Source organism: Devosia sp. P3_B2, from assembly GCF_056402875.1.
Genome location: NZ_JBFUGO010000003.1, coordinates 192217 through 207764, shown reverse-complemented (window position 1 = coordinate 207764; position 15548 = coordinate 192217). Strand labels below are relative to the sequence as shown.

Here is a 15548-nt window from a genome sequence, read left to right as displayed (position 1 = left end):
GGCTTGGGATGCGAGCAGCTGTCTATCGATCGTTTGGCGGGCCGGAAGTGGTGCGGGTGGAGGAACTGCCCAAGCCGCTGCCGAAGGCCGGCGAAGTGCTGGTGCGGGTGCATGCCGCGACGGTGAGCGTCGGCGACTACCGGATGCGCACCCGCGATCTGCCCAAGGGGCTCGAGTTCTTCGGTCCGCTGACCATCGGCATCTTTTCGCCGCGGAAGAAGATCCTCGGCATGGACTTCGCCGGCACCATCGAGGCGGTGGGCGAGGGCGTGACGCGCTTCAAGGTGGGCGACGAGGTCGTGGGCCTGACGGGCATGAAGTTTGGCGGGCACGCAGAATATGTGACGCTGAAAGAGACTGAGGCGATGGTGCTCAAGCCTGAGGGCTGGAGCTTCGAGAACGCCGTGGCGCTGGTCTTCGGCGGCCACACCGTCGCCGAGTGCATCCGGCGCTGCACCATCAAGCCGGGCGACGAAGTGCTGGTGAATGGCGCGTCGGGCGCCGTCGGCACGGCCGCCGTGCAGGTGGCCAAGTATTTCGGCGCCACGGTGACGGCGGTGACCAGCGGCGGCAATGCCGAGCTGGTGCGCTCGCTCGGGGCCGACCACGTCATCGACTACAAGACCGAGGATTTCGCCGCCAACGGCAAGCAGTACGACGTGATCTTCGACTGCGTCGGCAACGCGCCGTTTGAGCGGGCGGAGAAGTCGCTGAAGCCCGGCGGGGCGCTGCTGTTGGTCATTGCCGACCTCAAAAGCATGCTGCAGGCCGGCAAGAACAGCCGCAGGAGCGGCAAGCGCGTAATCCCGATCAGCTTCAAGCCCAAGCCCGAGGATGTCTCCTTCGAGATGGAGCTGGCGGAAATCGGCGCCATGCAGCCGGTGATCGACCGGACCTACGAGCTCGATCAGGTGGCTGAGGCGCACAGCTATGTGGACACGGGGCGCAAGCGCGGCAGCGTCGTCCTCAGGCTGGCAGCAGCCTGAGGTGCTTCGTGCCGGCAATCATGGCAATCCCGGGCCCGTCAAGGCATTGCCCAATTTGAGTCGCTTTCGGGACGAAGTTTCCACAAGCTTCTTAATCATAGTGCCGGCATGAACGGGGCATTCGATAAGCTTAAGCTCGTCGCGAAACTTCCGCGTTGGGCGACATCTCAGCAGGTACTGGGCCGCGTGGGCGTGCCGGCCATGGCGATCGTCGGCGTGGGCGCCATTGCTGCGATTCTGTTAGGCCTGCAATGCGGCGGACTGGACCGATGCTTTGCCGGCAACGCGCCGGAGGAGGCTCCGGCTGCCGCCGAAACCGCCCTGGCGGCAACGCCGGTGGCCGCGGTGACCGAGGTCGCCATGACAGAGCCCGCGGTCGCTGAGGTGCCCGTTACCAAGGTTCCGATGAACAAGACGCCCGAGGTGCCGGAAGGCGTCGTGAAGGCGCAGCGCGTCGACCAGATGATCGGCAATACGTTCGTGGCGCTTGCCTCCGACGATGCCGGCTGGCTCGCCGGTGCTGCGGCCAACGATGCAGCCGATGTCGAAACCTACGCCGAGGGCGACGGCGCCGGACCGCCGGTGCCCGAGGACGACGAAACCGCCGCGGAAGCCGCGAGCGCCATCGCCGCCGGCGAAACGCCGGTGCAGCCGCTCGAGCGTCCGACCCCGCTCGACGTTGCCGCCTTTGCCGAGAACTCTGCCGAAACCGCCGCGAATGTGAAGGCCGAGGCGCAGCAGAAGCTCGCCGAGGTGGCGAAGTCCGCTCCGAAGGCCGAGCCTGAGCCCGAGCCGACCAAGAAAGCCGAGCCGGTTGCCGAGCCGGAGCCTGTAGCGGAGCCCGAGCCTGAGCCCAAGAAGGTCGAGGTTGCGGCGGCAGGCGACACCCGCACGGTGGCGGGCGCCGGCGTCAACGTGCGTTCCGGCCCGGGCAAGTCGAACGGCAAGGTGTTCGGCCTCGCCGGTGGCGAGAAGGTCATGGTCGGTGAAAACCAGCGCGGCTGGCTGAAGATCACCGACGACCAGGGCCGCACCGGCTGGGTCTACAAGGACTACCTGAACTAGCGCGCCGCGCCCTGGCACCATCGAGCCACAGCCCCGACGCTTCACCTCCTCCTTCATGGGGGAGGCCGGGAGGGGCCGTCTGCCGGCAGCTTGCCCACCCCCTCCGCCCCGTGCTCTAACACCCGCACGTGAAGCCCATGGAGATCGCAATGCCCCGAGTCATGTTCATCGAGAGAGGAGCCCTTCCCCAACTTGAGAACGTGACGCGCAATGCGAACACTGAACCTTGGGATTCTGGCGCATGTCGACGCCGGTAAGACATCTCTGACTGAACGGCTGCTTTACGCAGCCGGCGTCATCGACCGCATCGGAAGCGTCGATGACGGCAATACCCAAACCGATACGATGGTGCTGGAGCGCCAGCGCGGCATCACCATCAAGGCCGCGGTGGTGTCGTTCGTCGTCGGCGACACCAAGATCAACCTGATCGACACTCCCGGCCACCCCGACTTCATCGCCGAGGTGGAGCGGGTGCTGAACGTGCTCGATGGCGCCGTGCTAGTAGTGTCGGCGGTCGAGGGCGTGCAGGGCCAGACCCGCGTGCTGATGCGGGCGCTGCAACGGCTCGGCATCCCCACGCTGATCTTCATCAACAAGCTCGATCGCGCCGGGGCAGACCTCGAGCGCACCCTCGCGACCATCGCCCGGCGGCTGACCGCCGGCATCGTGCCGATGGGCGAGGCGCGGGACCTCGGCACGGCGGCCGCGGGCTTCGAGCGCGGCTTCCGGCCGAACCTCGCCGAGCAGCTCGCCGAACACGACGAGGCGCTGCTCGCCGACTATGTCGACGGCCGCGCTCTCCCGTCCGAGCGCCTGTGGCAGGTCCTGGTGCAGCAGAGCCGGAAGGCCGAGCTGCATCCGGTCTTCGCCGGCTCGGCCATCACCGGAGCAGGGGTGGACGGCCTGCTCGCCGGCCTCACCGACCTGCTGCCAGCGGCGGGACGCCCTGCCGACGGCCCGCCCTCAGGCACCGTGTTCAAGGTCGAGCGCGGGCCGGCGGGGGAGAAGATCGCCTATGTGCGGATGTTTGGCGGCGCCATCCATACCCGCGACAGGCTGCGCCTGCGCGGCGGCGAGGCCAAGGTCACGGCCATCGAAGTGTTCGACCGCGGCGGCGCGGTGCGGCGCGATGCGGTGGTGGCCGGCGAAATCGCCCGGCTGCGCGGCCTTGCCGGGGTGCGCATCGGCGACAGCATCGGCAGCGTCCCACGGGCGCTGGCGCAGCACTTCGCGCCGCCGACGCTCGAAACGCTGGTGGTGCCGTCCCGCCCGGCCGATCGCGCCGCGCTCTGGGCAGCGCTTGGCCAACTGGCCGAGCAGGACCCGCTGATCAACCTGCGCAAGGATGACATCCGCCAGGAGGTGTTCGTCTCGCTTTATGGCGAGGTGCAGAAGGAAGTGATCGAGGCCACGCTGCGCGACGAGTACGGCCTCGCCGTGGCGTTCCGCGAGACCACCATGATCTGCGTCGAACGCCCGCTTGGCACGGGGGCCGCGCTCGAGACCATCTTCAAGCCGCCCAACCCGTTCCTCGCCACGGTCGGTATCCGGGTCGAGCCGGGTCCGATCGGCTCGGGCATCGACATCCGGCTCGAGGCCATCTTCGGGGCGATGCCGGTGGCATTCTATGAGGTCATAGAACAGTCGATCGGCGAGACGCTGCGGCAGGGCCTCAATGGCTGGCAGGTGACCGACGCGGTCGTCGGCGTCACCCATGCCGGCCAGAAGGCGCCGATGACAGCGGCGGGCGATTTCCGCAACCTGACGCCGCTGGTGCTGATGGAAGCGCTGCGCCTCGCCGGCACCGCGGTGTGCGAGCCGATCCACCATTTCCGCGTGGATGTGCCGTCCGACGTGCTGGCTTCGGCATTGTCAGTGTTGGCGCGGCTCGATGCATTGCCCGGCCAGCCCATACTTGAAGGGACGAGCTATGTCGTCGAGGGCGAGATCGCGGCGGCACGGGTGCACGAGCTGCAGCAGCTGTTGCCGGGGCTGACCCACGGCGAGGGTGCGCTCGAAACCGCCTTTGCCGGCTATCGCCCCATAGCCGGGCCGCCGCCGACGCGCCGGCGTTCCGACAACAACCCATTGAACCGCAAGGAGTACCTGCTGCATGTGCAGCGGCGCGTTCCCACCTCCATTGGAGAAGACAGATGAGTGATGGTCACGCGGAGATGGTCAGCTAGCCCAGGAGCCCCGCCACATCCTCGTCCCCGAGCTGGCCGAAATGCCGGTAGTGCAGGCTGACCGCGAGGAAGGGCTCGGGGGTCTTGAGGCAGATCAGCATGTCGGCTTCCTGCGCTAATTGCTCGATAGCGTCTGGCGGCCCCACCGGCACGGCGAGGATGATCTTCTGCGCGCCCGAAAAGCGCAGAGCGCGGATGGCGGCGCGGGCGGTGTTGCCGGTGGCGACACCGTCATCCACCACCACGCAGATCCGGTCCTTGACCGGGATCGGCTGCCGTCCGCCGCGCCAGGTCAGGCGGCGGCGCTCGATCTCTGCCAGTTGCCGCGCCTGCTCGGCTTCGAGATAGCCGGGCGGTGCATCGGTGAGATGCATCATGGCCTCGCTGACCACCAGCTGCGGCTGCGCGCCTTCGGCCACGGCGCCGATGCCGTATTCCTCGTGCCCCGGCGCGCCGATCTTGCGGACCAGCAGCAGGTCGAGCTCGGCCCCGAGCGCCGTCGCCACCTCCCGCGCCACCGGCACGCCGCCGCGGGGCAGCGCCAGGATCAGCGGATTGTCGAGATGCAGCGCCGAAAGCTCGGCGGCCAAGGCCTGGCCGGCCTCATGCCGATCGGTGAAACTGGGTTCGATGCCGTTCTGCGAAAACATCGCCGCGCATCCAGCCGGAGTGGATCGAGGGGGTAACGCAGAGGGGTGGCGGCGGGTTTCACCCGTGGCCAACAACGACCGGCTTGGCACCGACACAACTGCAATAGAAAAGGGCCGGTCTCCCGGCCCTTTGTTTGTCTCGTCGACAGTAGCGACGGAGCCTTACTCGACCTGGCCGATACCGGCCGGCGACTCGCCGGGCGACAGCACGTATTTCCAGATCGCCGCACCGATTGCCGCGCCGATCAGCGGCGCCACGATGAACAGCCAGACCTGCCCGAGCGCGCCGTTCTGCGCGAAAATTGCCGCCGCGATCGAGCGGGCCGGGTTGACCGAGGTGTTCGACACCGGGATCGAGATCAGGTGGATCAGCGTCAGGCTGAGGCCGATGGCGATCGGCGCGAAGCCGGCCGGCACCGCCTTGGCGGTCGAGCCGAGAATGACGATCAGGAAGAACGCCGTGAGCACCACTTCGGCGACCAGCACCGCGGTGAGCCCGTAGCCGCCCGGCGACAGCGCATCGTAGCCGTTGGAAGCGAAACCGCCCGGCGTATAGCCGGCAGTGCCCGAGGCGATGATGAACAGCACCGCCGCGCCGGCAATGCCACCGATCAGCTGTGCCACCCAGTAGGGCACCAGGTCCTTGTAGGCAAAGCGTCCGGCGATCGCGAGGCCGAGCGACACCGCCGGGTTGAAGTGGCCGCCCGAGATGCCGCCCACGGCATAAGCCATGGTCAGCACGGTGAGGCCGAATGCCAGCGACACGCCGACAAAGCCGATGCCGACCTCCGGCACGCCTGCCGCGAGGATCGCGCTGCCGCAACCGCCGAATACAAGCCAGAATGTGCCGAATGCTTCGGCCGATAATTTTCTAAACATGACGCTAGCCCTTTTGGAGACGTTCCCACCAGCGACTGTTAGGCGCACTCGCGCCGGTCGTGAATCGCTGCGCCCGGGTTTTGCACCGTTGTTGTCGTCACGCCGGGCCAGCCCGCATAAGGCTCTACCGCGCCGCTCCTGTTGCGCGCCGTGCTCGGCCGGCGTCCGGTTTTAGCTCCACTGCAAATGCCGACTCCGATATTCAGCATTTCCAATGCCACACAGCGAGGGATTTCCTATTTGATTAAAATAAGACAACCTTGATGATCGTTATCACCGTAGCAAAATGGCGTCGAACACTGCGCTATTAGGTAACGGACGGGTTACTATGCATTGTCAGCCTGCTGTAAGTCGTGTTCTAATACTTATGTGGACGCGATTCGAGGGTACGGGGATGAGCCCCGTTACCTACTGATGTCGGCACTGACCGACAGCAGCTTTGACCTGAAACCCCAGGTGGCAAAGTGGATAGACTTGCGGACTCGATACCCTACAGGCCCTATCTCAACAGAGACCGGCTCATCTATTTGACGCATCCGGATCCACGGATATCAAAAGGACTGTGCGATGAGTTCATCGCACAGGGCTTTCAGGTGTCTATGGTGCCCGATGTTCTTGGCCTCACCCGGCTTATGGCGCTGCGGCGCCCGGATCTGGTGATCATGCCGCTGTGCAACGACGAGCGCGACATGGGCGATGCTCTCGACGCGCTGGCCGCTATCCGCGGGCAGCATCTTGGCATCCATGCCTTCCTGCTGGCCCCGCCCGACGTGCGTGCAGAGATGGTGGTGGCCGCCATGAAGCACGGCGCGAGCTCGGTGTTCTCCCCGCCTTATCCCCCGGTCGAAGTTGCCGTGGCGGCGCAGGAGATTTTCCGGGGCGACATTCATGTCGAGCAATCCAAGGACGGCCCGTCGACGGTCACGGTGAAAGGCTTCGGCACGCTCACCTACCGCGAGCGGCAGATCCTGCAATATGTCGTCGACGGCCGCACCAACAAGGAGATTGCCGTCGACCTCGGCCTCTCCTATCGCACCGTCGAAGTGCACCGCCGCCATATCATGGAAAAGATCGGTGCCCGGAACACTGCCGAACTGGTGCGGCTCGCCATCGAAAGCTGAGCTTCGACAGCAAAATACCTCCCGGGGCATCTCGGGGGGTACACGCGGCGCCCCCTCCGACGCCGCCCGGCTCCACCGGCATCATGCTCCGCCTCGATGCGGCACAACTGCTCGCGATGGCTCCCGAACAGGCCTGACGCTTTGCGGACAATGATGCCGGTGGTGCCGCTCTTTTTTGCGAGGCAGGCAACTGAGCGCCTCAGTCATCGCCGATCCGAGCAGAGCGAGGAGCGAAGGCGGTGGACCGACGTTCGCCGGTCAGCGCAGCCCGGCTGCATCCAGCAGCCCAAGCCGCTTGGCATCGTAATAATAGCCGCGCGCGTAATACCGCACCGCGCCGTCGGAATTGTAGCCGGCGGTGACATAGGCGCCGCGCAGGTACTTCACCGCATATTTGAGGTTGGTCTCGGCATCGAGCAGGCCCGACGCGCTGCCGCGATAGCCCATCGTCTTGGCCGTCTCATGCCGGATCTGCATCAGCCCGTAATACGGCCCGTTGCGCGCGCCTGGGTTGAACCCGCTTTCGCGCTGCACCACCCGCCGCACCAGCGATTCCGGCACGTCGTAGACGCTGGCATATTTAGAAATCAGCCCGTCGACCCCGGAGGACGAGGTGCGGACCGGCGCTTCGGCGAACGCCATCGGCAGGAAAGCCTCATCCTCGGGACGAGTTTCCGGCACCGGCGCCACGGCGGCGACCGTAGCGGGCCTCGCCGGCTTGAACGCCGGCAGGCTCGCCATCGAACAGCCAGCCACAAGCGCCGCGACAGCGGGCACGGCAAGCACGATGCGCATGGCGCGAGAAAGAGCAGGGCCCCTGAACATAAGTTTCTATTAACAGAAGCTTTTGGCGGGGGGAACCCGGGGCGTTTTCACTGTATTTGACGCATCACCGGCCCTGCGGAAACGCGCCTTCTCCCCTTGTAGGAGAGGGTGCCCGAAGGGCGGATGAGGGGTTCTCTCCGCACACAGGGTCGCTCGTCGCTTCGCTCCGATCGCGCAACCTGCGGTTGCGGGACCCCTCCTCCGGCGCTGCGCGCCACCTTCTCCCACAAAGGGGAGAAGGCAAACCGATGATGGACGCTGCCGGCGGCTAAGCGATCACCGACTCCTTGAGCGGCGCCGGCCGTTCCACCGGCGTCGTGATCTCCACCGCTCGCCGCTCACGGCTCGCCGTCTCGAACGCCTCCATCACCTCGAGCGCATGCAGTGCCAGGTCGCCCGAGGCGCGATGCGGGCGGCCTTCGATGATCGCGTGCGCCATATCGGCGACGCCCAGCGAGCGATAGTTCGCGTCGGCATAGGGCAGGGTGTACGGCACCGCTGTCCACTCCTTCTCGGTCGCCGCCCGCGTCTTCACTTCGCCGCCGAACATGTTCGGGTCGGGCACCAAGACGCTCTGCTTGGTACCATAAAGCTCGAACGGCAGGTGCGCGTGGCCGGGCACGTCGAAGCTCAGCGTCACCTGGATGATGGCGCCGGATTTGAACTGCAGCAGCCCCGCCACATGCGTCGATACCTTGACCGGCATCAGCTGGCCCTTCTTGGGCTCCGAATAGATCGGCCGCTCCTTCTGCGGCGTGGCGCTCATCGCCTGGACGCTGGCCACCGGGCCCAGCAGGTTGATGAGGTCGGTAATGTAATACGGCCCCATGTCGAGCACCGGGCCGCCGCCGACATCGTAGTAGAACGCCGGATCGGGGTGCCAGCGCTCGTGCCCCGGGCAGGCGAAGAACGCCGAGCCGCCGACAATGTCGCCCACCGCGCCGCTATCGAGCAGCGCCCGCGCCTCCTGGTGCGCCCCGCCGAGGAACGTGTCCGGCGCCGAGCCGACCCGCAGCCCAGCCCCTGTCGCCGCATCCGCCAGCTTCTTGCCCTCGGCATAGGTGATGCCCAGCGGCTTCTCGCTGTAAACGTGCTTACCCGCCGCGATGGCGCGGAGGCCGACCTCGACATGGGCCCGCGGGATGGTGAGGTTGACGATGATCTCGACCTTGGGATCGGCCAGCAGCGCCTCCACCGATACCGCCGTAAGCCCAAACTCGGCGGCCTTCTTTTCCGCCACCTCTGCTTTCATGTCGGCGATGGCGATCACCTCGAGCACCGGGAAATCCCGCATCGCCTTGAGGTACTGGCTCGAAATATTGCCGCACCCGATAATGCCCACGCCAACGCGACGCTTGCCGTCCATAGTCACAATCTCCATCCCTTGCCGGTAAGTCGGCCGACCCGCCAGAAATGGGGCGCCGCTCGATCTTGGCGCCAGCATCGCCGCAATCGGCGTCGATTTCCAGTGGGCATGAGGTACGTAACGCAAGGTTTCTCACCGCGGCCCGATCCTGCTATGAGCGGCGCGATGCTCAACCCCGTCCCCACCAGCTACGACTATCGCCCGCCCACCGAGCCGTGGCTCGACGTGATCCACGCCGACGACGATATCGTGGTGCTCAACAAGCCCTCGGGGCTGCTTTCGGTCGCCGGCAAGGACCCGGCGCTGGCCGATTGCCTCGAGGCGCGGGTCAAGGGCCGCTGGCCCACTGCCGCCATGGCGCACCGCCTCGACAAGGACACGTCCGGCGTCCTGGTGATGTGCCTCAACAAGAAGGCGCTCGGCCATGTCGGCCAGGAATTCGAGCAGCGCCGGGCGAAAAAGTCATACGTGGCAAGGGTCTGGGGCGACGTCGAAGCCGACGAGGGCCGCGTCGACCTGCCGCTCGCCACCGATTGGGAGCATAAGCCGCGCCAGCGCGTCGACTACGAGCGCGGCCGGCCGAGCGTCACCGACTGGAAGGTCGAGACCCGCGAAGGCGGCATTACCCGGGTGCGGCTCTACCCGCTCACCGGGCGCACCCACCAGCTGCGCGTCCACATGCTCGAACTCGGCCATCCGATCCTCGGCGACCCGTTCTACGCGACCGGCGACGCTCTCGCCGCCGCCGACCGGCTGCAGCTCCACGCCGAGGAACTGGCCTTCAACCACCCGAGGGGTCACTGGGTCAGCTTCCGCGTCCCGGCGCCGTTCTGAGCGATTCCGGTCGGCTCCGCCGTCACGAAATCGTCACGGGAGTGCCAGAATCCGGTCCGAAACGGGCCATTTGCGCCTTTTAGCGTCGCCATCGTCTCAACCCGAGCTCGGAGAGAACGATGAGCGAGATCAAGGACCGGCAGGACGCCGTCTCCGATATCGACCCGATCGTCGCCGCCCTGGCAGACGACACGTCCGCCGCCGCGGCCGTCGAAGGCTTTACCGAAGCCGGTGAACCGGTCGAACCCATAACGGAAGCCGTGACCGGCGACCTCCCGGACACCGACGTCGACACCGACGTTGCCGCCAGCGCCGCTGCGGACGGCGAAGCCGTCGCCGACATGGGCGGCGTCCTCGAAACCGAGGCCGACCTCGCAGCCCAGTTCGACGCCGCGGCTGAGGAGCTCGAGGAAGCGGAGGTCGAGGTCATGGAGGCCGGACCAGCCGAGCCCGTTCTCGCCGGCACCGCCGAGCCCAACACGGCCGCCTACGCGGATACCGTTGTCGAACTCGAATCGTCGGTCAGCAACCTCGAGGCCGATGCCGACGACGACGGCCCGCTGCTGGATGGCGACCTCGAGGACGGCATCGCCTCGGTCTTTGCGGCGTTGCACGCGGCCCGGCAGGACGCCGAGCCGATCGAGCCGCTAGGCGATCTGGAAGCGGCCGACGGCGTCACCTTCCGCCTGCTCGGCGAACTCGACCGCCTCTGGCACCGCGCCGCCTGATCGCAACCCGCACCGCTGCCTCGGCCCGTCACCAGCGGGCCGAGCCAACCCGTCTTGCACTCGTCGCACCAATCGCCTATTGCCTTACCCGCTGCACCCGTAGCTCAGCTGGATAGAGCGCTGCCCTCCGAAGGCAGAGGTCATGAGTTCGAATCTCGTCGGGTGCGCCAAATCCCACACCACTCGAATAAAGCTGCGAACTCTCGAGCCGTCCGCTCGGCCTGAAGCGGACATCGGGTCGAGCGTTTGGGCCTTCGTCCTCACTTGCTCGCGCCGGCACCCGGCCCGAGGACGAACCACCAGTGCGCGAGGACGCCGATGCCCCAGCCGATGAGGGGCCAGACGACCCAGTAGGGCTCGCCAAGGTAGTAGTTGAGCGCGGCAAGAAAGATCATGGCGACAACGAAGACAAAGGCGTGGATCTGGAACCCCCGCTTCTGGTTTACAGGGCTCGACTGCATCATGGCGACCTCGCGGCTTATGGTTTGCACCACAATAGGGCGGCGAGAGGGGCTGTTCTTTGCGGCGCTTGCCTCCGACAAGGCCGATGTTGCTATTTGCGCCCACCGCAAAGGCCCCGCCAACTTGTCGCCCTAGCGCTGCCATGCCACTGATTATCTGAGCAGTGACAGACAGATGGGGACCACCAGATGGCAACGGACCGAACGCCGGACCAGACCACGATCTCGGCGCGCGCCGGCTGGTACGCTGTCACCGTCCTTTGCCTGGCGCTGCTGGTCTCATTCACCGACCGGCTGGTCATCAATCTGGTCGTCGATCCGATCCGCACCGGGCTCGGGCTGACCGACTTCCAGATCAGCCTGCTGCAGGGAGCGGGCTTTGCCGTCATCTTCGCCCTCGCAGGTCTCTCGAGCGGCCGGCTCGCCGATTGGGCCAACCGCCGCAATGTCATCATCGCCGGCATCTCGCTGTGGTCCGCGGCGACGATTGCCTGTGGGCTCGCCGGCGACTTCTGGAGCTTCTTCGTCGCCCGCGTCGGCGTGGGCCTCGGCGAGGCGGCCCTGATCCCAGCCGCCTCATCGCTGATCATCGATTGCTTCTCGCCGCGCCGTCGCGGCACGGCGTTGGGCATCTTTGCGCTAGGAGCGACCTTCGGTACGGGAACGGCCCTGTTTGTCGGCGGCCTGCTGCTGGGCTGGAGTGCTGCCGGCTGGTTCGACGATATCCCCTTGATCGGGCCGCTCGAGGCGTGGCGGCAACTCTTCGTTCTGGTGGGCATCCCGGGCTTCGTGCTGGTGCCGCTGCTGCTGCTGATCCGTGAACCGCAACGCGCCCACAGTTCCGGGCTGTTGCCTTTGGCTGCGGTGGTACGGCAGCTGCTGGCCGACAATGGCGCCGTGCTGCGCGTCTGCCTTATCAAGGGCGCGCTCGGGATCGGCGACTATGCGCTGATCTCGTGGCTGCCCACGCTGCTGCAGCGTTCGCACGGGATGACGCCGCTCGAGGCCGGTGGCCTCGTGGCACTGTCGATCATCACCAGCGGCGTGATCGCGTCGGTGGCGGGCGGGGCGCTCTCGGACTGGTTCGTGCGGCGCTGGGGCGTGCCATCGCGCGTGGTGCTGCTGCTCGGGTGTTACTCGCTGACGTTGGTCGGTGCCTCGGCGACATTCCTGGCGGGCACAGGCCAGCAGGCGGCGATCGCCTTCGCCGTCTGGGCGCTCGGGTCGATCAGCGGCTATGTGATCGGGCACGTGGTGATGCAGGAGGGCGTGCCCAACGAGATGCGGGCGACGACGATCGCGCTGTCGCTGACCATCACTGCGCTGCTCGGCATCGGCCTGGGTCCGACGCTGGTGCCGCTGGTGGCGGAGCACATCTTCGATGGCGCCGGTGCGCTCCAGGCGGCCATGGCCAGCGTGAGTTTGGCGGCGGCACTGCTAGCGCTGGTCATCGTGCTACCGTCGATCCGGCGTGGGATCGGTTTTCTTCGCGCCGGAACTGCGAGTGCTGAGGCGAGCTAGGCGGGTCGGCTGACGACGAGTGCCCCGGCCCGTTGCACGTCGCCAGTGCCGAAACCCTCGGTGAAGCGACCGAGCGTGGTGGAGAGCCCATCCTCGGCTGCGGCATTTCCACCCCGCGTGCGCCAGAGTTTCACGAGGCTGATTGCCGATCGCAGTTCCCAACCCAGCGCGTGGTCGCGTTGCGCCAGTTCGATCGACTGCAGGTAGCACTCGACCGCGCGCTCCCAGCGGTCGGGCGCCTCGAAGCGGATGACGTTGCCCTTGATCCTCAGGATCTCGGGGATGCCGACAACCTGGCCGTTATCCCTGCAAATCGCCAACGCCTCGTCGATAGCGGCGAGACCGCCCTCGACGTCGCCCTGTCGGGCGAGCGCCTCGCCAAAGTTGGTGAGGTAGTTTGGGTAGCGCAGGCGGAAGCCGCCCTCGCGCACTTCGGCAAGGTTGTCGCGAAGATGTGGCAGGTCCAGTTGCTCGCCCAGATACAGGCTGAGCCGGGAGCTGCCGCCGGTCGCCATTGCCCGCCAGATCGTCAGTCCATGGCGCCTGGCATGTTCGATGCCCCGATCGATGAAGTTCCGGGCGCCCGTGTAGTCCCGCACATACATGGCGATCATTGCCGAGCCGTGCAGCAGCGCAGAACACAACGACACCGCATAGTTCGACGCCTCCGCGTCCTCGAGTTGCAGACGGGCAGTGGCCAGCGCCTGGTCAGCAAACCCCTGCAGCCAAAGGACCGTCGCGAGTGCGCCGCGGGCGATAAGGCGCTGGTCGAATTCGAAGCGCATGGCATCGGGGCGTTGGCCGGCGACGAAGGGTTTCTGAACGATGCCCTCGAGCCGGTAGCGAGCCGCTCCGAGCGCGCCGAGCCAGTGCAGCGCCGATCCGGCCTGCGCGTCAGCATCGCCCGCGGCCGCCCTCTGTCCCTTGCCTTCAAGGGCCAGGATGCGATCGGAAACCGTCATGGCGGCGCGGGAGTCGCCAGTCCAAAGCTCATATTCCGAGAGGCCGCGCAGGCATTCGAGCTGCAGGTCGGTGTCATCAAGCCCTTCGGCGATGCCGAGCGCCTTGGTCAGCGAGACCTTCACCGCCAGCAACGGCCCGCGTGAGTGGAGCAGCGTCGCGCCGAGGGTGAGATTGAGCAGCAACTCGTCGCGATCGCTACGGTAGGGCGCCAGCCGGTCGTCCAGCGCGCGCTCGACAGCAATGCGGAACTCCTCGATCAGCGACATCTGCTTGCCGAAGGGGATGGCCGCAACCGTCACCCGGACACATAATTCACCCGAACTGGGATCCTCGAAGGTCCAGCGCAGCGCGGCGCGAACGTCGCCAACCTTACCGGCGTGGCGGTCGAGCCAATCGGCGTGCGGGAGCCGTTCCATATCGGCCTTTGCCGCCCCGAGCAGCGCGATACAGTGTTCGGCATGGCGGCGGCGAACCCGGTTCAGCTCATCGCTTTCTGCGAGCTTTTCGAGTGCATAGGCGCGGGTGGAATCGAGCTGGCGGTATTCGATGCCGCTGTCATGCACCTCGGCCGTGACCAGCGATTTGGCGACGAGGCGGGCGAGATCCGCCGTAACCTCCGGCCGGTCCACTCGACCATCGATGGCGCAGGCCGAATTGAGGCTGAAGCTGCCGGCAAAGACCGAAAGCTTGCGCATCAGCGCCTGCTCGGCCGGCGAGAGCAGATGATAGCTCCAGTCGATCGTCGCCAGCAGGGTGCGGTGCCGTTCGGGTCCGCCACGTCGCCCCTCGAGCAGGCTGAAGCGATCATTGAGAGCATGCAGCAGCCCGCCGACGCCAAGTGCCTCGACATTGGTTGCGGCCAGTTCGATGGCGAGGGCGAGGCCGTCGAGCCGGCGGCAGATCTCCGCCGCGTCCGGGGCATCCGCGTCGCTCAGCGTGAAGACCTCATTTCGGTCGACGGCGCGATCGACGAACAGCTGGATGGCGGGAAAGGTCAGCGCGTCGGCGGCCGTCACGTTGGCCGTCTCGGTGGGCGTCGCCAGACCCGGCAGCCGCCGGACCCGCTCACCCCGAACGCGCAGCGGCTCGCGGCTGGTGGCCAGAACTCTGGTGCTGCCGCTCTCGGCCAAAATGCGATCGACAGCGGCGCCGACGCCATCGATGACATGCTCGCAGCTGTCGAGCACGAGCAGCATGTCGCGGTCGCGCAGATACTGGCAGAGCGCCTCGAGCATATTGGCCGAGTGGGCAGTGAGGCCGATGGCGGTGGCGATGGCAGTGGGAACCAGGGAGGGGTCGGTCAGCGGCGAGAGGTCGACCAGCCACGCGCCGTCGCGATGGTTCGCGATCTCGCTTTCGGCGACGGCCAGGGCCACGGTCGTCTTGCCGACCCCGCCGGGGCCGACGATGGAGACGATCCGCGCTTCACGCAGCTCGGCGTGGATGGCGTCGATGACCGATTGGCGCCCGACGATCCGGGTGGTGGCCGTGGGAAGGTTGCTTGCCCGGCTGCCGGCGCCGACGGTCGCGCCGACGTCCGGGTTCGTCTCCAGGACGACCTGAGCCACGAAGCGATAACCGCGGCCGATCACCGTGGCGATATAGGGCGTCCCATCGGGCGCGTCGCCCAGCGCCCGGCGCAGGGCGTTAATGTTGACCTTGAGGTTGCTCTCCTCGACAAACAGCGTCGGCCAGACGAGCGCCATCAGCTCGCGCTTGCCGACGATCTCGCCGGAACGCCGGACCAGCACCGTGAGAATGTCGAGAGCGCGGCCGCCGATTCGCACCGGCGTCCCATCGCGCAGCAGCAGGCGTCGCTCAGGCAGCAGCCGAAACGGCCCGAACGCGTAGGACTGGCTGAACTGTTCCAGCGCCAAGTCGGTCATGCTGTTGAACCCACCCCGTCAGGCAACCTACCACGGCCCGCAGCAAGTTTAACCGCGCTTAACTCGCGCGCGGGCCA

The 15548-nt window shown here is 66.7% G+C and carries 12 protein-coding genes, 1 tRNA gene and 1 pseudogene; 8 read left to right on the top strand and 6 right to left on the bottom strand.

Annotated elements, in window-relative coordinates; all coding sequences use genetic code 11:
- The first annotated feature begins 8 nt into the window (after positions 1-8).
- The 3 genes from AC1DV8_RS06485 (at position 9) to AC1DV8_RS06475 (ending at position 4208) form a co-directional block, all read left to right on the top strand.
- Positions 9-986: an NAD(P)-dependent alcohol dehydrogenase gene (locus tag AC1DV8_RS06485; protein ID WP_477156892.1), complete on the top strand. Its 978-nt coding sequence runs from the start codon at positions 9-11 to the stop codon at positions 984-986.
- A gap of 201 nt (positions 987-1187) precedes the next feature.
- Complete coding sequence (locus AC1DV8_RS06480) at positions 1188-2051, top strand: SH3 domain-containing protein (protein ID WP_477156891.1); 864 nt, start codon at positions 1188-1190, stop codon at positions 2049-2051.
- Positions 2052-2261: 210 nt separating this feature from the next.
- Entirely contained in the window at positions 2262-4208 is a 1947-nt protein-coding gene (locus tag AC1DV8_RS06475; protein ID WP_477156890.1) for a GTP-binding protein, read from the top strand.
- Between the two features lie 25 nt (positions 4209-4233).
- Here the strand turns inward: AC1DV8_RS06475 and AC1DV8_RS06470 are convergent, their stop codons facing one another.
- Together AC1DV8_RS06470 and aqpZ are read right to left on the bottom strand one after the other, a co-directional pair.
- Positions 4234-4887 carry a phosphoribosyltransferase gene (locus AC1DV8_RS06470; protein WP_477156889.1) on the bottom strand — a complete coding sequence of 218 codons (654 nt, stop codon included), beginning with the start codon at positions 4885-4887 and terminating at the stop codon, positions 4234-4236.
- Positions 4888-5049: 162 nt separating this feature from the next.
- Entirely contained in the window at positions 5050-5766 is a 717-nt protein-coding gene (aqpZ, locus tag AC1DV8_RS06465; RefSeq protein WP_477152265.1) for an aquaporin Z, read from the bottom strand.
- Positions 5767-6368: 602 nt separating this feature from the next.
- Between aqpZ and AC1DV8_RS06460 the strand changes: the two genes are divergently transcribed.
- Positions 6369-6887, top strand: a complete 519-nt coding sequence (locus AC1DV8_RS06460) for a response regulator transcription factor (RefSeq protein ID WP_477152264.1) — start codon at positions 6369-6371, stop codon at positions 6885-6887.
- 258 nt (positions 6888-7145) lie between these two features.
- On the opposite strand, the pseudogene AC1DV8_RS06455 reads toward AC1DV8_RS06460, so the two are convergent.
- Both AC1DV8_RS06455 and AC1DV8_RS06450 read right to left on the bottom strand, forming a co-directional pair.
- A pseudogene (locus AC1DV8_RS06455) lies at positions 7146-7577 on the bottom strand (transglycosylase SLT domain-containing protein); the annotation flags it as partial.
- A 403-nt stretch (positions 7578-7980) separates the two neighbouring features.
- Positions 7981-9078: a Gfo/Idh/MocA family protein gene (locus AC1DV8_RS06450; RefSeq protein ID WP_477156888.1), complete on the bottom strand. Its 1098-nt coding sequence runs from the start codon at positions 9076-9078 to the stop codon at positions 7981-7983.
- A 153-nt stretch (positions 9079-9231) separates the two neighbouring features.
- Here AC1DV8_RS06450 and AC1DV8_RS06445 point away from each other — a divergent pair, with 153 nt between their 5' ends.
- The 3 genes from AC1DV8_RS06445 (at position 9232) to AC1DV8_RS06435 (ending at position 10810) form a co-directional block, all read left to right on the top strand.
- A complete protein-coding gene (locus AC1DV8_RS06445) occupies positions 9232-9912 on the top strand; it encodes a pseudouridine synthase (protein ID WP_477156887.1) in 681 nt (226 codons plus the stop codon).
- A gap of 119 nt (positions 9913-10031) precedes the next feature.
- Positions 10032-10640, top strand: a complete 609-nt coding sequence (locus AC1DV8_RS06440) for a hypothetical protein (RefSeq protein WP_477156886.1) — start codon at positions 10032-10034, stop codon at positions 10638-10640.
- Between the two features lie 93 nt (positions 10641-10733).
- Positions 10734-10810, top strand: a tRNA-Arg gene (locus AC1DV8_RS06435).
- A gap of 90 nt (positions 10811-10900) precedes the next feature.
- Here the strand turns inward: AC1DV8_RS06435 and AC1DV8_RS06430 are convergent.
- Entirely contained in the window at positions 10901-11104 is a 204-nt protein-coding gene (locus AC1DV8_RS06430; protein WP_477150840.1) for a 2TM domain-containing protein, read from the bottom strand.
- A 186-nt stretch (positions 11105-11290) separates the two neighbouring features.
- On the opposite strand from AC1DV8_RS06430, the gene AC1DV8_RS06425 reads away from it, so the two are divergent.
- Positions 11291-12622: an MFS transporter gene (locus AC1DV8_RS06425; protein ID WP_477156885.1), complete on the top strand. Its 1332-nt coding sequence runs from the start codon at positions 11291-11293 to the stop codon at positions 12620-12622.
- Here AC1DV8_RS06425 and AC1DV8_RS06420 read toward each other — a convergent pair.
- Positions 12619-15471, bottom strand: coding sequence for an ATP-binding protein (locus tag AC1DV8_RS06420; RefSeq protein WP_477156884.1), 2853 nt, complete (start codon positions 15469-15471; stop codon positions 12619-12621). The two genes, AC1DV8_RS06425 and AC1DV8_RS06420, sit on opposite strands and share 4 nt — an antisense overlap.
- Positions 15472-15548: the final 77 nt, after the last annotated feature.